Genomic DNA, 18,564 nt, shown 5'->3' with positions numbered 1-18,564 from the left:
TGAGGCGGTCTGAACGAATCGGGCAGACACCTGATCGGCGAGCTACCCAATGCTCGTGATTTCAACGACGTGAGGTGGTGCGATGGATTCACCGGAAGCTGGGCGCACCCGGACGACCCTGGCATTGGTACTCGGCGCCCGAGATCAGTCCGCGAAGGAAAGCGGGAGCGCCGAATTCCTTGTCCCTGGGCAGAGCGGCGCCAACGGCCTGCACTTAGGTGCGTTTGCGCTGGCTGGAGGTCGCATTTCCTTCGGATCGACTGGGGTCGGTCTCAAGATCGATCACGTCACTGCGCACATGACCAAAGGATTCTGTACCGGCGAAGAGCACTCCACGATGCATGAGGACGAGAAATCCCTGCTGCGGGCGCTGCACGAGTTTCTGCAGAATGCAAATCAGCCATTGCTGATCACGTGGAGAGGCACGGAGTTCGATGTTCCGTTCCTGCAATCGCGCTTTCGGGCCGGGGGTCTATCGACGGACGATCTGACCTGGTCTTCAGCGCCACTGCAGTACGGATTGCTACGAGCCCAACATGTGGACCTGTGGCAAGTCCAGTACCCAGACCGTGCACCGCTGACACTCGATGACGCATTGGCGGACGCCATCGTTCCATCCAGCGAAACCCTCAGCGGTATTAGAAAGCTCGAAGTTCACGCACTGGGATTGATGTTGGTGACAGGCCTAACGTTGTTCAACAAAAAGCAAATGAATCTAGGAACTTTCCGTGAGTTTCTTGATTCCAGCAACGAGTGCATCGAACTCACGTCCGGGAACCGGCCGCACCTGAATGTCCGAAGTTCACACAGCCCCCTGTACGAGAGTACGGGCAACGGGATCAGCGGACCGTGAAACCGAGCCAGAAGAACAGGTACCGCTATGAGATCGAGGTGTTCGAGCGCCTGCTTGGCGATCTGAAGGCGATCGCGGCAGGTGGCGGACCGACAGAGACCGAATTGGCTGCGGCGCCGATCCTGGATCTCTATGAAGTTTCCACTCTCTCGTTGCCCAGCCTGGCCGGTCAGGTTGACGGAAAGCCGGTTGATTCTTCGGAAAGCACCGGTGCGCATCTTCTTATGTTGCATGCACCAAAGCTTGGGTGGGCGAGAACGCGCTCAGGATATTACCGGTTGGGGGTTCCCGCAGACCGGAAGTGAAGAAGCCTGAAATCAGCTGCAAACACCAATCACGGAGGATCTGATGATCTTTCTGACGGCCCGAGGTTTGTCGCCTCACATTGAACTGTACATCGATCGGTGCGAGCGCCTGTTGGCCGACCTGAAGGCTATTCGAGCAGGTGAAGGTCCAACCGAGGCAGATCTCGCGGCAGCGCCACTGATCGACCATTACAGCAAGACCTACGTGCCGGTTCCCTGCTTGACTGGTTTGATCCTTGGGCATCCTCGCATCGGCAATGGCCCCGGGCGGACGTCGGACTTGTGGGTGGTGGCGCCGGATCACGGGTGGGTTCGCACCATGTCTCGATACTACCGGCTCGGCCAGGGTATGGACGAGCGTGGCCTGCCGGAGGAGATACTCAAGCTCTCGGTCAACTAGAGTTTGAACTCGGATCGGGAGATCTGACCCGGTCGTCTGGTCGCTTGTTGGGGTTCGAGGCCGAGGAGACTGCTGTGGCGGAGCTTGCGCGGAACGCTGCTCGATGCCTGCGATGTGGCGACATCATCGAAAGCAAACACACCCACGATTATGTCGAGTGCAGCTGCGGCAACATCGCCGTGGACGGCGGGCCATCCTACAACCGGATGGCTGGACGAGGACTTGAGGACGCCTCGTACGAGGCCCTTCACCAGTTCCTCGACGGCCGGTCTGCCACGGGCACTCAGTTCTCTCCATTTCTGGACGATAGGCTTGCCTGGAACGGCGGTGACGGACGGGCTTTGAATCGCCTGGTGGCATTCCTGGTGACCGGGGCCATTCCGGATCCGGATAGCCTCAGCGGAGCCGGGCGCCGACGACTTGGATATTTGACTGAGATAGCGCTGACGATGTCGCCGGAGCCGGAAGCGGAGGAGAGGCTTCAGACGGTTCTGACGGTTCTTCGGGAACGGGTTCGGCTGGAGCCGATTGAGCCGGAGGCAATCGACCAGGGCTGGCTCCCAAAGTGGTTGGCTGGGTCGGACCAGCAAGCTGCCGAATGGGGCTTGGGGGCCGGGTTGAGCGAGGAGTTTCGGAAGTTGTTGAGGACCAGGATCGACTGAGGAAGCCGGTCAGACAACCGCGTCGGCCCGGCGTTTGGCGACGAGCAGCAACCCATTCTTCGCCTTCCGGCGGATACGGCGACGCAAGGCTTCATCGTTGACGAAGAGGCCACTCGCGATCCCCAGCGGTGAGCTAATCCGCAAGCGCGTCATGTTCTCTGACCGCTCGGTTATCAGGCGCCGAAGCTGGGCGGGATCGAGATTGAGCAGACGGTCCCATTCGTCGAAGACGTCGTACTGGTGGCCCATAGAGCGCCATTGGGAGATGACCCGACGTGCGCGGTCGATGAGATCGGGGTCAGTGGCAATCTGGCGGGCGACGATGCGGTGGTACAGCAGCTTGGCGCGATCGTTGACGGTCTCGGCATTAGGTGGCGGTGGAGACATCGCGATGACCTAGAACTGCTCTTCAGCGGAGTGTCTATCACGGTAGCGGAAGGAGAAGCATACTACTCCTTATCTGTTTCTCTGGGGGCGGGACCTGAAACCTGGGAGCTCGTGCTCTTATGCTGCCAGCGTGCCTTTCGGTGAAGTGCCTCCGCGAAACGCCCTCGAATTTGGTTAGAGTTTTCCGGGTCTGATTCCTTGGCTGGGAGAGGAGCGGAAGACGATGAAGGCATCCAAGTTCACGGACGCGCAGAAGGCGTTCATCATCAAGGAGGGCGAGGAAGGAACACCGGTGGCGGAGCTTTGCCGTCAGGCAGTGATCAGCCAGGCGACCTACTTCAATTGGAAGAAGAAGTACGCGGGCATGATGCCGTCGGAGATGCGGCGGATGCGCGAGCTAGAGCTCGCGCATGAGAATGCTCGCCTGAAGAAGATCGTCGCCGATCTGGCGCTCGACAAGGAGATGTTGCAGGACATCAAGCGAAAGTTCTGAGGCCTGGTCGGAAGAGAACGCTGGTCGATGCGATGCGATGCGATCGGACTGGGCGGTCTCGATCCGCCGCGCCTGCGCGGCGATCCTGCTCGATCCCAAGACCTACCGATACACCTCGCGTCGATCCGACCAAGCCGCTTTGGAACAGCGGATCAAGGAGATCTGTCAGACCCGGGTGCGCTTCGGCTACCGACGGGTCCATGTCCTTCTCAAGCGGGAAGGCTGGACGATCAATATGAAGAAGACCTACCGCGTTTACAGGGAGTTGGGCATGCAGCTGCGCAACAAGACGCCGAAGCGGCGGGTGAAGGCCAAGCTGCGTGACGATCGCGCGGAGACCGTTGGGCCAAGGGACGTGTGGGCGATGGACTTCGTGCACGACCAGTTGGCGACGGGTCGCAAACTCCCCGTGCTGACGGTGGTCGATACCTACTCGCGCTATGTCCCGGTGCTCGATCCGCGGTTCAGCTACCGGGGCGAAGACGTGGTGGCGACGCTGGAACAGGTCTGCGGTCAGATCGGCTATCCGAAGACGATCCGGGTCGACCAGGGCTGTCAATGCCGCCCGTAATTTCCCCAGAAGCGCCGAAGTAAATTTCCCCAGTTTCGCCGGTCAGGTTGTCGCGGTGATGTGGTCGTTTTTGGGCGGCCGTCCCCTTGGCCGTCGTAGCGGTGCTGGGGTCGGCGGTGTGATGGTAGCCTTGGAGCGGACGTGCTCGGGCATGAGGTCGGCGTGCTGGCGCAACCGGTAGCTGGAGCCTTCGATCTGGATGACCAGAGCATGATGCAGCAGGCGGTCGAGGAGTGCGGTGGCGACGACCGGGTCTCCGAACACCTCGCCCCATTCGGCAAAGCCGCGGTTGGAGGTCAGGACCATCGCACCACGCTCGTATCGGGCGTTGACCAGCTGGAAGAACAGGTTGCCACCCCCAGGAACGACGGGCAGGTAGCCGATCTCGTCAACGATCAGCAGAGCCGGTCGACAGAAGAAGCGTATGCGTTCCGTCAGCCGTCCCTCGCGCTCGGCGCGGGCGAGTTGCCCGAGCAGGTCGGCGAGTGTGCAAAAGTAGACACTGCGCCCTGCCTTCACCGCCTCGACGCCGAGGGCGATGGCCAGATGGCTCTTGCCGGTGCCGGGCGGGCCGAGGAAGTGGACGACCTCGCAGCGACCGATAAAGCCGAGTTGTGCGAGGGTGAGGATACGATCGCGGTCGAGCGACGGCTGGAAGGAGAAGTCGAACCCTGAGAGCGTCTTGATGGTCGCCAGTCGGCCCATGCGCAGGGCCGTCTTGATGCGGCTGTTCTCGCGCAGGGTCAGTTCCTCGGCGAGCAGCATGTCGATGGCCTCCAGAGCACCGATCTCCCCGTGCTCGAGGCGGCGCACGACCTGATCGAGGGCTTCCAGGGCGCGTGGCATTTTCAGACCGACCAGATCGTGGCGGATCCGCTCCAGGGTCGACGGGGTCAGATCACCTGGAGCGCTCATGACCGGCACTCCCGGGCAAGACGGCGAGCGACAGCGTCGTAGAACTCCAGGGAGCGCTGAGCGACCACGTCGCCGGTTCGGCTGACGACCACATCTCCGTCGGCTCCACGTCTTCGTCCTGTGGAGCCCCCTCCTTTTCGGTGTCCAGGAGCCACCCGGCGCTGGTGGCGGCCTTCCAGGACCGGATGGGTCGCGATCAACGTGCCGTCCTCGAAGATCCTGATCTCCTGGGCGAGCGTGTGCACCTCGACCGTGCGCCGCCGGGTGGCATCCGGAACGCTGTAGAAGTTGCCACCGACGCTTACCATCCCTTCCCGGGAGATCCGTCGCTCCAGACGTAGTACGGAGCGGAACGGCGCCAGAGGCAGAACCAGCAGGTGCGGCTTCTCCTCGGCGAACGCCTCGTTCACGACCCGCCGGGTTGTGGCATGCACCCTGGGATTGGCGACACTGTCCAGCCAGCGCCGCAGCTGCTCGTTCAGATCGTCCAGGTTGCGGAACGAACGGGCCAAGAAGAAGTCCTCGCGGATGTATCGGAACGGCCGCTCGACCTTGCCCTTGGTCTTGGCCCGGTAGGGCTGGCACGCGCGCGGGTGGAAGCCATAGTGGCGGGCCAGATCCACAAGGGCCCTGTTGTAGACGATGCCGCGCGGCTCCCCGTCAGCAGCTTCGCCGATCACCGCCGTCTTCATGCGGTCGTAGAGAAGCTCGCGTGGCACGCCGCCGATCGCGTCGAAGGCGGCGACGTGGCAGCGCAGCACTGTCGCTAGGTCCTGATGGGCGACGAACCGTGCCCAGATCAGGCGGCTATGCCCCAGGACCAGCGAGAACAGCCACACGATCCGCGGCTGTTCCGGCTCATCGGTGAACACCACCTGGAACTGAGCAAAGTCGACCTGTCCTTGCTGACCGGGAGGTGTCTCGAAGCGGATCTCATAACCCGGTGTCGGCGCGGGACGGATATCACGCAGATAATCCGTCACCGCCGTATAGCCGCCGCTATAGCCGAGGTCCCGCAATTCTCGCAGCAGCCGGGCGCCGGTCAGGCCAGGCCACGTCATCACGCGTTCGCGCAGATAGGGGGTGTACGGATCCAGCAGACGTGACCGTGGCCTGCGTGGGCCATAGCTCGGTGGCTCCAGGCCGCGCTCGATGTAGCGACGAACGGTCTTGCGGTCGAACCCGCTCTCCCGTGCGATCGCCGATATAGACAGCCCCTGCCGATGCAGTTCCAAGATCATGAGCATCTCTCCCAGTTTGATCACCGCCGAACTCCTCTCGCCGACCGAGAGGAGCATCGGCAACTCGCCGCCGCCGGTCATCCGGGGCGCGCCCCGGATGACCGGCGACACGCCAACTGGGGAATTTTCAAACGGCGGTTCTGGGGAGATTCACTCCGGTATCAACACAGGGCTCCGAGTTCATCTCCCGCGACATGGACCTGTGGGCCTACCGGCGAGGTGTCACACTCGACTTCTCCCGTCCTGGAAAGCCCACCGACAACGCGTTCATCGAGGCGTTCAACGGTCGGCTACGGGCCGAATGCCTGAACACCCACTGGTTCCTGAGCCTTGCCGATGAAGCGGAAAAGTTGGAGGCTTGGCGTAGAGACTACAACGAACAGCGGCCACACAGCGCGATCGGGAACAAGGTCCCGGCAGCGCTCATGAAATCAGCACACGCAGCCAGCCCGTGATGCTGACCAAGGCCCCAAAACTCTAGCCACGGCTGGGGGCAGCTTCGGGAGCACTCCAATCGATGCCCGGGCTCTACCAATAGCTGGAGGAAACTCGGGGCTCAGGTCACGCCCGGCAAAAGCCAGCTCAGACCCGCCGCCTTTGTTCGGTTCAGGTTGTCTTGGATCGTGCTGCGGGCCGCTCCGAGTGTCCGCCCGATCTCACGGGCGTTCACATCGTCGCGGGCCAGCTGTAGCATCTGTCGCATGGTTCAGCTCTGTCTTCGCTGACATCCCGCTGCCTCCTCGTCACTGGACGAGACAAGCGTGATGCCCGAGGCGCTGACCCGGAAGACGCGCCGGGACAGTCAGCCAGGTGGCCGGCTTCAAATCGGAATACCGGCCGACTTCATCTCTGAATACCCCGCCGGTTTGCGTCGGAATGCACAGATGACCTTGTCTGTCCCATTTATCCTGACGACGGACCTGCGGTTATCATGCAGTAGCCAACGGCTGAGTCTGCTCGCCTTGCGCGACAACAATCTCTGACTGGCGCAATTCCCAGGCTTTCGCGTCAGCAACTATTGTATCCAGAAAAGATGAAGCAGGTCTGAACCCCAATGACTGCTGCGCCTGACTGATGTCGGCGACCAAAGCCGCAGCGTCCCCCTCGCGCGGGTTCACGACCCGAATCGGGACTTTGTATCCGGTAGCGCGCTCAACGGCTTCCACGACTTGGAGAACAGAGATGCCGACACCTGATCCGATGTTAAAGGCTCGGCTCGTTCCACCCTCTCGGAGATAGCTTAACGTGAGGAGGACGGCGTCGGCGACGTCCATTACATGCACGTAGTCTCGCACCGCGGAGCCATCGAAAGTCGGATGCGTGGTTCCAAAAATTGATAGGGGGCCCACATTTCTGTAAGCGGCCCGCAGGGTTAGCGGTATGAGATGGGACTCATTCTTATGATCCTCCCCAAGTCCAGCTGCCGCTGCAGCGCCCGCGACGTTGAACAGTCGCAGGGCAGCCCAAGAGCCGCGATATTCGGAAGGGTCCGCTAAGATCATTTCCCCCGACAGTTTTGTCATGCCATAGGGATTAATCGGCTGCGTGGGGTTCGCCTCTGCGATAAACGGCTGACTAACTTGACCGTAGACTGCGGCTGAACTGATCATCACGAAGTGAGGCACCTCAGCTACACGGCAGGCTCGGATCAAGTTCAAAGTTCCCAACACATTTACTTGATAATACAGGGTAGGGTCGCGAAATGATGCGACAACTTCCGACTTTGCCGCCGCATGAATGACGGCTGAAGGCCGGTATCGAGCGATTACTGTGGCAATCTCTCGATGCCGAATATCCAGTTCCTCAAGCGGGCCAAATTGAACCGCTTTTCGGTGCCCATCTGAAAGGTCATCGATGGTAATCGGGGCATACCCCGCCCTTGCCAAGGCTAAGCACACATGGGAGCCGACATATCCGGCGCCGCCAGTAACCAGAACTGTTTGGGCCAACGCCGTTCTCCGACATTCTTGCAGAAACAGCAGGCGAAGCACTGGTTCCTCAAAACCGAGCCCTGCGCTACTCGCATAGCATACGCGGCAAGCAAGCAGAGCCCCTTAACCGCTCTCGAAGTTGGAGCTCTAGCAGCAACAAATGTTCTGTGGAATGTCATTTTGATGCGGTTTAGGGACCGCTCCAAACTGGGGTCGGACGGACTTGTCGTTTCTCACGATCGGTCAGATGTGAGGCACCCATGGATCGCTGCGACCGGAGCGTTGGATGAGTCGGAAGCCCGAACTGGTGGAAATCGGACCGGCTTTCGGGTGTCACCGCCACGGCACAAATTGATGTTGAAAGTGATTACGAAGGCGTTGAGGCAGTGACAAGTGCACGCTCGATCGACCTCGGCATGGACACGATCTCCTTGGGTTTGTAGCGCTTCTTCGCCATCCTCGGTCTTCCGGTTTCCCAAACATACCAGTAGACCAGTTCAGTGGGGGAGGATCAATGCCTCCTCATAGGTGTATTTCGGGCGAAGGCGGCTTGCTCCCTGCTCGGTGAGCATGGCTTTTCGGCGCTCCAGGTCCTAAGACCGCTTTTCATAGGCCGTGGCCACTGAAGGGCTGGCAGCCTCCACAATGGGTTCCAAGAACCTGACGATCCCGTTTTCGACCCTGGCGATCTCGTCTTTGACGGTTCGGCCCAACGCCTCGAGGCTGGCGAGGCGATGTCCTCATACATCCTTATACGATTGTGAAGGCGATCCGGCGTTGGTCCGGCATGTCTGGAGACACCGCACCATCGCCTCAAACCCGCCATCCAGTTCGGCACGCGGAACTTAGCCAGCCTGCCCTTCGACCTCGACACCCCCTTGTTCCAAGAGTTCGTCCAGAAACTTCAACACGTCGATCTCGCAAGCGGCCCGCTCCACCTCGTACTCCTCGATTAGCCGATCGCACAGGGCCGACACCTCCATGGGCTGCTCGATCAGGGCCCAGATTCGGCTCCCCACCTCGTCTAGTGCGTAGTAGTTACCCTGTTCGACATTCATCATCACCACCTCGTCGTCGATCTCCGCGGACACCTGCCCCCCGCTTTGACGCACGATGCTGGACATTTCAATCGCCACCGATATTCCCTTCCCTCTACGGTCTATCACTGCCCCGCAGTCTATCCCGATTCGGCATATTCTTCTCCCGCCCGTCAATGCCGCCGCCCTGCCGAGTGGCATTGCCCTTCCATTCACCGGCCTGCGGCATCCCCTGTAGGCAACAAGCGGAGCAGCAAGAGCGCCGCTTCGGTGCCTCAACCCGGGTTGGTCGACAGTCGCTCTAATCGAGGTTCCACTTTCAGATAGTCGAGCGTCGGCGGCCGTATGGGCTTGCCGTGGGTCAGCTCCAGATAACTGTCGTCGCCAATCGAGTGGGCGGATACAATCCACCCCATGAAGGCTGTCAGTTTGTCCCCCTCGCGCGCCTGCGGCGGATCGAACAGTGAGTAGAGCCGCTGCTCCAGCAGTTCGAGGGTTTCATCGACCACCCATTGGTCCGAGGGGCCGAGCCGCGCCTCGTACAGGCTGCATCCCCGTTTTATGCTAACGTCCAGCGCGGCATTGGTGAGCCGCGGGTGAGCCGCAATGGCTACCTTTAGCTGCCGATGAACATCGAAAGCCATCTCCAGGCCGTCAACATAGAACAACGCGCTCCAGACCCCGACGCTGTAGGGATATTTCAAGGTACAGGCACATTTGGATGGGCACGGCATGGTCGGAGCGATCTCGCGGATAACCGCCAACTCGGCCACGCAACTGGCCTCGACCTTCACTTTGTAACAATTTCGGCAACCAAAGGGAACGAGCGATTGTCGATAAACCTCCCTGAAAAGGAACAAGTTCAGGAATGAACACGGATAATAGTGGCGTCTTGGATTCTCGGTGCCTCGGCTGTTGATTTCCGCCGATCCCTCGTGCTCAACCCGTGCCGGAAGACGCAGCCGTCCGTCGGAGGTCCACTCGACACTTCCCGCTTCCACCGCATCCACCAGGATGTCGACCAGCGTGCGTCCAGCGATTTCCCGTGAGGCCGTCGAATCGCCCAGCGCAGCAATCAGCTCATCGCGAACCATTTTCCCCCGGTTCATCGTGCTCCCCACGTCATCGACCGTGTCATAGCGCAGGGTATCATTATTCCCGAAAATGCCACCCGCCTTGAAGGGAGTGTCTCCCTCCGGTCCGCCGCAGCATTCGACGAGTTAGACATGTGTCGTTTGGCGACGGGCCAGCAGGGTATTCGACTCCTTTAAGGCACGAACAGTCGGTTGTGCGGAAGGAGGCCAAACATTTTCATAAGTCGGGGGCCGCGTCGAAAACGGAGAGCGGGATATCGTGTCCGCGTCTGGATGCGGCGTATGCTAGTAACAACGATCAGCGGAATCTTTCCCCAGCCAGTTGCCTCCAATGCCAGTCAACCACTATAGCGTCTATGGCCTCGCCGTCGCTTCCGAGCTGGAGTGCCCTGAGCTGATCGCGACCGATCCTCCCGTCCGAACGGACGTCGAGATATCTCTTGCGGAGATTCCGGCGCTGCTCGACGCCCCACTCCACGTCATACGCCAAGTCCAGATCGGAGACGGTGTATTCCAGTTCGAGCCCCTGGGGGTTGCCCGCTATCGTGCCGTCGGCGGTCGCACGATTCTCGTCCAGCCTTTCCCCGACGCATCTCCAGAAGAGGTCCGCCTCTTTCTACTGGGGACCGTCTTCGGGGCCCTGCTCCACCAGCAGGGGAGACTGCCACTGCACGCCAGCGGTGTCGAATGGGCGGGCGGTGCAGTCGCCTTTTGCGGTCCCTCCGGGGCCGGCAAATCGACATTGGCCGCCGCACTCCATCGGCGCGGCCATCCGTTGCTCTGCGACGACGTCGGGGTGGTGGTGCCGGATGCCGAAGGAACCCCGCTCTTCTATCCCGCTTTCCCCCGCATCAAGCTGTGGCGCGACGCCCTCGACCATTTCGCTCTCGATCCGACCGTGCTGAGCCGCGACTGGATTCGGGCCGAGAAGTACCACCTCCAGCTCCATGACACCTTTCATCGTCGGCCGTTACCGCTGCGGCGGATCTATTTTCTGGAGCGAGGGGAGGCCGGCGAACCCGCCGTCGTTCAATCGGTGGGTGGCGCGCGCGGCGTCGCGCTGCTGGTGGCCAATACCTACCGTGGGGGACAGGTCCGTCGAACCGGCGATTTTCAGACCCACTTCACCCGGTGCGCGCGGGTCGCAGAAAAGGTGTTCCTGCGCCGCTATATCCGCCCCTGGTCGTTGGCGGGGATGGAGGCGTCGCTCGACACCCTGGCGGATGATGTGTCGTTGACCCCCAGCCTACCCGGGTGATGAGCCTCCCGATCGTCGGGGAGACACGTAGAACCGCAGCCTGGGGGCGGCTTTCCTTCGTCGTTCGATGCTACTATGTTCGGGATCCGACGATTGGAAGAGAGCCTCCGCCATGGACGACAAAGATCAAAACCCGGCTGCCATCGCCAGTGACTCAGAGACCTCCCTTGGAGACGCACCGGTCTCCACCGGTGAGCGCCGCCCCTGGTCGGCGCCGCGGCTGAGTCTCCTGCCGATAGAAAACACGCTGGGACCCTCTACTTTTAGCTCCGGGCAGGCGGCGCACGTTTCGTAGGCCCTTGCCCCGAGGGTGCATCCCTTGTCTTTGGGATTCCGTCCGGTCGGAGGGCCGTCAATAAGGTACGCTGAATGTTTTTTCTGGTCTGCTGGTCCAAGCATGACCGAGGGCCGGGCTGTGATACGATATCGCTGAACCGGCGCCTGGAGGCGAAGCAGTGGCCAGTCCGGGCGACTCACACCACCACTGACGGTGACCTGCTCAGCTGTTTCGGTGTGGCGGGCGTCAGCCGCGCCGTGTGTCACGAGGGGCTGCTGCTGGCCGGCGACGTGCGCCTAGATACCCTCGACGGGCGGGTTGTGGACGGTGATCCCTTCGCCGCGCTGGCCGAAGGCTACCGCCGATTGGGTCCGCGGCTACCCGGCGCCTGTGTCGGCGATCTCGCGCTGGCTGTCGTCGATCCGTCGGAGCGGCGCCTCATGGCCATCGGCGACCGGCTGGGGGTTCATCCCCTTTATTGGCAAGAAACCCCGCAAGCCGTCCTGGTGACCAACCTCCCGGCCGCCTTCAGCGTTGCTGGTGCCGTGAACGATCGCCCCCATCGCGAGGCGATCCGCGAGTTCACGCTCTGGTCCACCCCTGAGGACGGCGCCACCTTCCTGCACGGCCGCAAGCGGCTGCCGCCCGGCCACTGCCTGCTCGCCGATCGGCAATCCGGGAACGTGCGGGTCGAGCGCTACTGGCACCCTGACGATGTTGCCGTCACCTTCGGCCTCAAGGACCAGGAGGTGGCTGCGGAAGGACGTCGACTGGCGGATCAGGCGGTGCGCCGCCGTCTTCCAACCGCGGGGTGCGTCGGGCTTGAGGTCAGTGCCGGCCTCGACAGCTCCCTGGTGACGGCGCTGGCCGCCCGGACGGGGCGCGAGCGCGGTCTCACCTTCGCTCCGGCGGCCATGGTCTATCCTGAATGGGCGTTGCCGGCACTGGCCTCGACGCAGTTCCCGCATGCCGATCCGCGGGAGCCGGTGGCCCGGATGTTGGCCGGGCTGGGTCTGCCGCCCGCCCGCTTCGTCGATGATGTCGGCGCCGACGTGGTAGAGCGGACGCGGAGGTCGGTCCGGCGCCTGGAGGCGCCCTGGGCCCTGGGGCGGGCGAAGGCGGATCTCCACGGCGTCTTTATCGATCAGGGCGCTCAGGTTTTCCTCACCGGCGAGGGGGGCAACGAGGCGGTAAGCTATGGGGGGGGCGAGTTGTTGTCGGAATATGCCGCCCGGCGGCATTATCTCGGCTTCGCTCGCGAGGCATGGCATCGGCGGTATCCCGGCCGCCCCCGGTCCGCGAGGCGGGTCGCCGAAACGCTGATGTTCATCTTCCTGCCGCGGCTGCTAAAGCGTCTGAACCGGCGGCGCCCGAAGAGCGACCTCACGTCGACTTTTCTGCGAAGGTCACTTCGGCGTTTCGCCGGATCCAACGCCTCCGCCGAGGTGTTCGAACAGCAGTTGGCGCACGGTGTCGAGCGCGCGGTCGCGCCGCGGGCGCGTTCGGTGCATGACGCGATCGCCTACGCTCTGCAGCGCGAGGTCAATCTTCGGGGCTGGGAGGGGGTATATCTGGATGCGGCGGATCGTGGCCTCGATGTCCGCCATCCGCTGCTCGATGCGGACCTGGTGAGATTCTGCCTCTCCCTGCCGGGGGAGCACTTTCAGCGCGACGGATATGATAGGCGGCTGATCCGCACGCTGGGAGAGGGGTTGATTCCGGAAGAGATCCGCCTTTACCGCGGGAATACGCCACATGGCTTGAAGGTCGCACGCGCTCAGGTGTGGCGAGAGCGGGAGAGCGTCATCGCCTATCTGGAGCAGATGCGCGAGCGGCCGGCGGTGGCGGAGTTTTTCGACGTCGACGAGATGATCGCCTTCCTCCGGGCCGAAGAGGTGTTGGATTTGCAGCGAGACAAGATCCTTGATTGGGCCGTCCTGATCGTAGGCCTGCGGATGATCGCTGGCCTTGAGGAGATAGGCTGATCCAATGGGCACCGGTTGAGCGTTGGATGGTTGCCATCATTGACCGCCACACTGCCATGTCCACCTACCTGATCGCCGAGCAACGCTGGCGTTCCGCGATACCGCTGCCCGGGTTCGTGCCGCTGGAGGACGATTGCGGCAGCGTGGCTGACGTCGTCGTCGAACACGGTGAGGTCCCCATGGGGTTGGCCGAGGCGGAGTATCGCACTCGCCACCTCCAGGTCCGGCGGCGCGACGGCCTGGTGCTGCTCCGCCCCCCTCTGGGACCACGCTATCTGGTCGGTGGGGGGCGGATCGTGGTCGAGGCCGCCGACGACCGCGACGTGGCGCTGGCCGGCTCCGCCCTGGTCTCCACCCTCTTCGGCATCCTTTGCCACCAGCGGGGCCTGCTGCCGCTGCAGGCCAACGGGGTGGTCGTGGGCGACTCCGCGGTGCTGATCGCCGGCGCGTCTGGAGTCGGCAAATCGACCTTGGCGGCGAGTTTGGCGTTGGAAGGTTTTGCCCCGATTGCCGACGGTGTGGTGCCGGTCGATCTGGACGCACGGCAGGGGCCGGTCGCCCTGCCGACGACGGAGCGACTCCGACTCTGGCCGGAGACGGTGGCCGGTCTCGGCCTGGATGAAGCGGCCATAGATTTTCCCACCGAAGGGACGTTGCGGAGAAGCTGGGACCCTGGGTTGAAGGCGGGACTAGGGCAGCGCCCGGTTGCCGCGCTCTACGTCGTGCTACCTCAGCGTCGTGCCGACCCCGATCTTGCCCAGTTGTCAGGTAGCAAAAAGGTCGGCTTGGTTGCTGAAGTCAGCTACCGACCGTTGCTCCAGCGGGCGCTCGGTAGTCACCCTACCGGGTTCCCCATTCAGATGGCGCTTGGCCGGCATGTCCCGATCCACTACTTCGCCCTCCCCTCGCGGTACGAGCGGTTGCCGGATGCCTACCGGCTGCTTTACCGACACTGGGAAACGTTGGGCATCCTTTAGACAGGGCACTGGGATCGACTCGAGTGGCGAAGATCAACCTCATAGCAACCTATCCCAAGTCGGGCACGACCTGGACCCGCATCCTGCTGGAAAGCCTGCGCCAGGGCGGAGCCGGGATCAGCATCAACGGAGTCTCGCTTACAATCCACCTGTCCTATCGGTATTGGGTCGACGAGCAGTTGATGATGGAGACCGTCGACCTGCCGAAGGAGTGGCAGCGGAGATTGCAGGGTCGCGCCCTGCGCGCGCTGCATGAGGATGGCACGGCGCGCACCGTGTTCGGGTCGACCCACGCCGCCTATCCCGATGCTGCCGATGCCGAACTCTTCCTTCCGCCGTCGACCATCGAGCGGGTGCTCTACATGGTGCGCAACCCGTTGTCGGTAGTACCCTCCTACGCCGACTTTATGGGGCTGTCGTTGGACCGGGCGATCGATCAGTTGGCCGATCCACACAACGCTCTGGGGGTCGGCACAGATATCTCCCACGGTTCGAACTTTCCGGCCTTTCTCGGCTCCTGGAGCCGGCATGTGCGTTCCTGGCGCGAGAGTGGCCTCGATATTTTGATTGTCCGGTATGAGGATCTGCTCGAAGACGGCCACCGCACATTGACGTCGATGGCCCGGTTCCTGGGGCTCCCCGATGACGGGCCAGTCGTGGAGAGCGCCTTGGGCAGCCACCGTTTCGATCAGTTGCAACGGCAGGAGGCGCGCGACGGGTTCGTCGGCTCCCACGATCGGGACAAGCGTTTCTTTCGCCGTGGTTCGCCGGCCGCTTGGCGTTCCGAGCTCTCAGCGCCTCAGGTGGCGCGTATCGTCGAAGCACACGGCGAGGAAATGGCGCGATACGGCTACCTGCCGTAAGCGCGGTCACACGGTTCGGGTCGAGGAGAATGGTTTGGAAGAGCTGGATCGCTGGATCTCATCCCGCTGGCTGGAGGTCGGTGCGCAACGGGACCGCTGAGTAGAGGCACGGCGTTTGGACGAGCGTCTGGTGGTCCTGGACGACTTCCTCGACCCGGCGAAGGCCATAGAGTTGTCGGCGTTCCTGGACACGGACGCCCAGCTTGAGCCGCAGTTTCGGGATTACACAGAGGACGAGGCCGGGGTCGCGGGGAGGTCGGAGCCGCTTATCTCCTGTCTCAAGGGGGCCGGCATCCGCCAGGGTCACGAAATGGCCCTCAACACGTTGCGCTATCTGCTGCTCAGGAGACTGGTCATCAGTCTCTCGTTCCGACGCCTGCTCGAAGCCCTCACCGATTTCCCCGTCGGCGAACCGGGGCGCAAATTGAGCATGCGCCGCTACCGCTACCCCGACCACTTTCTCAACAGTCACACCGACCTGACGGCGCGCCCCATCCTGCGCTGTGTTTATTCCTGCGCGCCCGAATGGCGGCCGGATTACGGTGGCCGTTTCCAACTGCTCGACGAGGCCACGACGCGGGTGATCAGCGAGGTGGAGCCACACTTCAACCGGCTGCTGATCCTTTCGCCGACGCAATGATTTCTACCAGTCGCCCGGCCGGTAGCGCCGCTGCGATGGAACCGATGAGCCGGACCTTTCCGCTCTTCCCCCGGTTGCTTCCTTTTATGTAGAACGTCCGCCATGACCCTGTGCCTCATCCTGTTCCAGCCACGATCGGGCTCCTCGCTGCTGGCCCAGACCCTGCGTATCCTCGGCATGCCCATGCTGGGCCGCTTCGACAGCAACTGCCGGCAGGCGCTGAACCCGCGGGGGTTCTGGGACATCCCGGAGATCCGCGATCATGGTCTGACCGTCGAGCGGCGGGAGAAGTATCGCGAGGAGCTGGCTGATGCGGCGGTGAAGGTGCTGTTGTTTTCGACCTTCGAGGGCGGAGGCGAGCAGTGGGCATGGTTCTCCGAGGTGCGGCCGGCGATTTTCATCACCTACCGCCATCCGCTGGAACAGGCGCTGTCGGCCAATGCAGCGTTCCGTCGCAAACAGGTGGGCACGCAGGAGCACTTCGTCGAGATCACCCGCTCGCTGCGCAATTGGACATTCGGTATCGGCAAGGTCGTGCGCTTCGTCCGGGAGGGCCATCCGGAGTTGATCCCGCGAATCCGCTTTGTCGGCTATCACGAGCATCTGGAAGACCCGGGCGCCTTTGTGGACAAGATCGCCGGGCATGCGGGGCTTAGCCCTGACGCGGCGTCTCTCCGGCAGGCGGTGGAGAATATCGACCATACCCTCTACCGGTTCCAGATCAACGAAGTGCCCGCGCAATACTTGCGTTGGTACCAGGCGATGCCGGCGCGCCGATACTTCGAGATCCTGCGTACGGCACCGGACTCCCTGTGGGAGATGGAGTGGCCGGACGAGCCGACCGCTGGTGCCCTCTCCCGAACTGATCGGGTGGACGCTGTCACAGGAGCTCATGGCTGACGCCGGTATCGGACGGTATCCTGGCCTCATGAAGCCAATCTCATACGCCCGCCTGCACTATTCGCCGTCGATCGTCCAGCACGCCGTCTGGCTGTATCTACGCTTTAACCTCAGCCTGCGCGACTTCGAGGATCTCCTGGCTGAGCGAGGTCTCGATGTGAGCTACGAGACGGTGCGGCGCTGGGTTGCCAAATTTGGGCCGGCCTACGCCCGTCGGCTCCAATCAAGGCGGCTGCGGCCCTGTGATACGTGGCACCTGGATGAGGTCTTCGTCTCCATCGGCGGACGGATGATGTATCTTTGGCGGGCGGTCGATGCGGAGGGTGAAGTGCTGGACATCCTTATGCTGAACCGACGCGATAAGCGGGCGGCCCTGAAGCTAATGGGGACTGTCAGAAATTTTGTGTGCGGGGGAGCATGATGGGAATGAAGGAGATCTCCCATGCCCCGATGCAAAGCGCCTGTGATTGCCTATGCCGTTCTTGACCAATTACTCGTCGGAGCGGACGCCCGAACGGCTTTCGAGGCTGACGGTCTGCTCGATCAGCTGAAGAAGGCTCTGGCCGAGCGCGCCTTGAACGCCGAGATGGATCATCTCGAGCGTGACCTCAATCTCATCTTCAGTATGCGTTGGCCTGTCGGTCATCTCAATGCGATGTCGCGGTTCGGTACGGCAACCGGATACTTCCCGGCTAGGCCGTTTGAGTCATACAGCTCGCGATTGGGCATTGCGATGTCCCGCCGCGGGCAAAAATGTAAAGATCGGGCGACCGACGTTTGGGAGAGAAGGTGGCGGAGTGGAAGGCTGGCGATGATCGCGCGATTGAGGCGGGCTGAAGCCGCCCTCGCCTTGGTTCTGGCGTGGGGAATCGTTTTCCTCCTTCCGACGGCGTGGATGAAGCGACTTTTTGGTCGGGTGGATGCGCCCACGCTCGCCACGGCGGTGGACAAAGCCGAATTGGCGCGGGTCCTTTCGGTAATGCGTCGATTGAATTGGGTCGCCGAACTCCTCCCCTGGAGCAGCACGTGTTTGGTCCGCGCTCTTGCCGGCCGCTTGCTTCTCGACCGGCGGGGCATTCGCGGCGGTGTCGTACGATTCGGCGTCAAGCTGGACCGGAATCGGGTGCATGCGCATGCGTGGTTGATGCTTGGACCAGTACCGATCCTTGGCGGCGAAGAGGCGGAGCGCTACACGCCCATCGCCGATCTGAAGCGGTAGCGTCGCGGCGTCAGTTCCGCTCCGCTCCGCTCGCACGCCCGCGGCGGTCAAACTGGGCTTAGTCCAGGGTTTCCGCCGCTTTTCGCGACCGGCGTCACCGCCCTGCTGGGGGTGGTCGGCTCTGACTCGTCGAAATTGGACATTAGAAAGCGTCTATTCGCATCAGTTAGTGGGAAGCAAGCAACATTGAGTCGAACGGGTTCCGAACTCACGCCTCGGAAATATCGCAAACTGTAACAAGTTTATTGTCGACCAAGATCTTCAGCAATTCCATCGTATCCTGGTTGATCTCTCCATCGGCTGCATCGTAGTCGTCTTCGAGTTCGGATATCAGTGCGGAGACCGTCTTTTGCTGTTCCAAACGCTGGAATATGTCGCCACCAACCGGATCGAGGCCGAAGTAGCATCCTTGCTCCATGCTCATCAGCACGACTTGGCCATCGAGTTCGGCCGTGAGAACCAACGGATTGCGAACCACGCGCGCCCCAGGATCGATTTCAAGCATTACCTCTAACCTTGTTCCCAATTGCGGCAAGCGAACATGTCGAGCGGAACG

The 18,564-nt window shown here is 62.1% G+C and carries 20 protein-coding genes and 3 pseudogenes; 15 read left to right on the top strand and 8 right to left on the bottom strand.

Annotated elements, in window-relative coordinates; all coding sequences use genetic code 11:
* The first annotated feature begins 82 nt into the window (after positions 1-82).
* The 4 genes from T8K17_RS25645 to T8K17_RS25630 all read left to right on the top strand — a co-directional run bounded on the left by T8K17_RS25645 (position 83) and on the right by T8K17_RS25630 (position 2,220).
* A complete protein-coding gene (locus tag T8K17_RS25645; protein WP_322335132.1) occupies positions 83-853 on the top strand; it encodes a ribonuclease H-like domain-containing protein in 771 nt (256 codons plus the stop codon).
* Positions 850-1,158: a DUF6634 family protein gene (locus tag T8K17_RS25640; protein WP_322335131.1), complete on the top strand. Its 309-nt coding sequence runs from the start codon at positions 850-852 to the stop codon at positions 1,156-1,158. Before T8K17_RS25645 ends, T8K17_RS25640 begins: the two co-directional genes overlap by 4 nt.
* 43 nt (positions 1,159-1,201) lie before the next feature.
* Positions 1,202-1,558 (top strand): DUF6634 family protein, encoded by a 357-nt coding sequence (locus T8K17_RS25635; RefSeq protein WP_322335130.1) that lies wholly within the window; start codon positions 1,202-1,204, stop codon positions 1,556-1,558.
* Between the two features lie 74 nt (positions 1,559-1,632).
* Positions 1,633-2,220: a hypothetical protein gene (locus T8K17_RS25630; protein ID WP_322335129.1), complete on the top strand. Its 588-nt coding sequence runs from the start codon at positions 1,633-1,635 to the stop codon at positions 2,218-2,220.
* Between the two features lie 9 nt (positions 2,221-2,229).
* Here the strand turns inward: T8K17_RS25630 and T8K17_RS25625 are convergent, their stop codons facing one another.
* The gene (locus T8K17_RS25625; RefSeq protein WP_322335128.1) at positions 2,230-2,607 is read right to left on the bottom strand and encodes a hypothetical protein; all 378 of its coding nucleotides are present in this window, start codon (positions 2,605-2,607) and stop codon (positions 2,230-2,232) included.
* A 223-nt stretch (positions 2,608-2,830) separates the two neighbouring features.
* On the opposite strand from T8K17_RS25625, the pseudogene T8K17_RS25620 reads away from it, so the two are divergent.
* A pseudogene (locus tag T8K17_RS25620) lies at positions 2,831-3,659 on the top strand (IS3 family transposase); the annotation flags it as partial.
* A gap of 54 nt (positions 3,660-3,713) precedes the next feature.
* Here the strand turns inward: T8K17_RS25620 and istB are convergent.
* Positions 3,714-4,586 carry an IS21-like element helper ATPase IstB gene (gene istB / locus T8K17_RS25615; protein WP_028793182.1) on the bottom strand — a complete coding sequence of 291 codons (873 nt, stop codon included), beginning with the start codon at positions 4,584-4,586 and terminating at the stop codon, positions 3,714-3,716.
* Positions 4,583-5,851: an IS21 family transposase gene (istA, locus tag T8K17_RS25610; protein WP_028793183.1), complete on the bottom strand. Its 1,269-nt coding sequence runs from the start codon at positions 5,849-5,851 to the stop codon at positions 4,583-4,585. The genes istB and istA overlap by 4 nt, the downstream gene beginning before the upstream one ends.
* 143 nt (positions 5,852-5,994) lie before the next feature.
* Here istA and T8K17_RS25605 point away from each other — a divergent pair.
* Positions 5,995-6,282, top strand: a pseudogene (locus tag T8K17_RS25605) (integrase core domain-containing protein); the annotation flags it as partial.
* Positions 6,283-6,383: 101 nt separating this feature from the next.
* Here the strand turns inward: T8K17_RS25605 and T8K17_RS25600 are convergent.
* The 4 genes from T8K17_RS25600 to T8K17_RS25585 form a co-directional block, all read right to left on the bottom strand.
* Positions 6,384-6,530 carry a hypothetical protein gene (locus T8K17_RS25600; RefSeq protein WP_322335127.1) on the bottom strand — a complete coding sequence of 49 codons (147 nt, stop codon included), beginning with the start codon at positions 6,528-6,530 and terminating at the stop codon, positions 6,384-6,386.
* Positions 6,531-6,756: 226 nt separating this feature from the next.
* Entirely contained in the window at positions 6,757-7,776 is a 1,020-nt protein-coding gene (galE, locus tag T8K17_RS25595; protein WP_322335126.1) for a UDP-glucose 4-epimerase GalE, read from the bottom strand.
* A gap of 827 nt (positions 7,777-8,603) precedes the next feature.
* The gene (locus T8K17_RS25590) at positions 8,604-8,882 is read right to left on the bottom strand and encodes a lasso peptide biosynthesis PqqD family chaperone (RefSeq protein ID WP_322335125.1); all 279 of its coding nucleotides are present in this window, start codon (positions 8,880-8,882) and stop codon (positions 8,604-8,606) included.
* A 188-nt stretch (positions 8,883-9,070) separates the two neighbouring features.
* Positions 9,071-9,904 (bottom strand): hypothetical protein, encoded by an 834-nt coding sequence (locus tag T8K17_RS25585; protein ID WP_322335124.1) that lies wholly within the window; start codon positions 9,902-9,904, stop codon positions 9,071-9,073.
* A gap of 316 nt (positions 9,905-10,220) precedes the next feature.
* On the opposite strand from T8K17_RS25585, the gene T8K17_RS25580 reads away from it, so the two are divergent.
* The 9 genes and pseudogenes from T8K17_RS25580 to T8K17_RS25540 all read left to right on the top strand — a co-directional run bounded on the left by T8K17_RS25580 (position 10,221) and on the right by T8K17_RS25540 (position 18,008).
* Positions 10,221-11,147 carry a hypothetical protein gene (locus T8K17_RS25580; RefSeq protein WP_322335123.1) on the top strand — a complete coding sequence of 309 codons (927 nt, stop codon included), beginning with the start codon at positions 10,221-10,223 and terminating at the stop codon, positions 11,145-11,147.
* Positions 11,148-11,516: 369 nt separating this feature from the next.
* Positions 11,517-13,409 carry an asparagine synthase-related protein gene (locus T8K17_RS25575; RefSeq protein WP_322335122.1) on the top strand — a complete coding sequence of 631 codons (1,893 nt, stop codon included), beginning with the start codon at positions 11,517-11,519 and terminating at the stop codon, positions 13,407-13,409.
* 26 nt (positions 13,410-13,435) lie between these two features.
* On the top strand, positions 13,436-14,386 hold the full coding sequence (locus T8K17_RS25570; protein ID WP_322335121.1) for a hypothetical protein: 951 nt from the start codon (positions 13,436-13,438) through the stop codon (positions 14,384-14,386).
* A gap of 23 nt (positions 14,387-14,409) precedes the next feature.
* A complete protein-coding gene (locus T8K17_RS25565; protein WP_322335120.1) occupies positions 14,410-15,249 on the top strand; it encodes a sulfotransferase domain-containing protein in 840 nt (279 codons plus the stop codon).
* A gap of 130 nt (positions 15,250-15,379) precedes the next feature.
* The gene (locus T8K17_RS25560; RefSeq protein ID WP_322335119.1) at positions 15,380-15,889 is read left to right on the top strand and encodes a hypothetical protein; all 510 of its coding nucleotides are present in this window, start codon (positions 15,380-15,382) and stop codon (positions 15,887-15,889) included.
* Between the two features lie 102 nt (positions 15,890-15,991).
* Positions 15,992-16,789: a hypothetical protein gene (locus T8K17_RS25555; protein WP_322335118.1), complete on the top strand. Its 798-nt coding sequence runs from the start codon at positions 15,992-15,994 to the stop codon at positions 16,787-16,789.
* A 28-nt stretch (positions 16,790-16,817) separates the two neighbouring features.
* Complete coding sequence (locus T8K17_RS25550; RefSeq protein ID WP_416153208.1) at positions 16,818-17,210, top strand: IS6 family transposase; 393 nt, start codon at positions 16,818-16,820, stop codon at positions 17,208-17,210.
* 21 nt (positions 17,211-17,231) lie between these two features.
* Positions 17,232-17,388, top strand: a pseudogene (locus T8K17_RS25545) (IS256 family transposase); the annotation flags it as partial.
* Positions 17,376-18,008: a lasso peptide biosynthesis B2 protein gene (locus tag T8K17_RS25540; RefSeq protein ID WP_322335149.1), complete on the top strand. Its 633-nt coding sequence runs from the start codon at positions 17,376-17,378 to the stop codon at positions 18,006-18,008. The pseudogene T8K17_RS25545 and the gene T8K17_RS25540, both read left to right, overlap by 13 nt.
* Positions 18,009-18,216: 208 nt before the next feature.
* Here the strand turns inward: T8K17_RS25540 and T8K17_RS25535 are convergent, their stop codons facing one another.
* Complete coding sequence (locus T8K17_RS25535) at positions 18,217-18,513, bottom strand: PqqD family protein (protein ID WP_322335117.1); 297 nt, start codon at positions 18,511-18,513, stop codon at positions 18,217-18,219.
* Between the last annotated feature and the right edge of the window lie 51 nt (positions 18,514-18,564).

The sequence above is a fragment of the Thalassobaculum sp. OXR-137 genome, from assembly GCF_034377285.1.
In the GTDB taxonomy this organism is placed as follows: Bacteria; Pseudomonadota; Alphaproteobacteria; order Thalassobaculales; family Thalassobaculaceae; genus Thalassobaculum.
The sequence above is the reverse complement of the archived record's forward strand: the minus strand, read 5'-3'. Positions and strand labels throughout refer to the sequence as shown.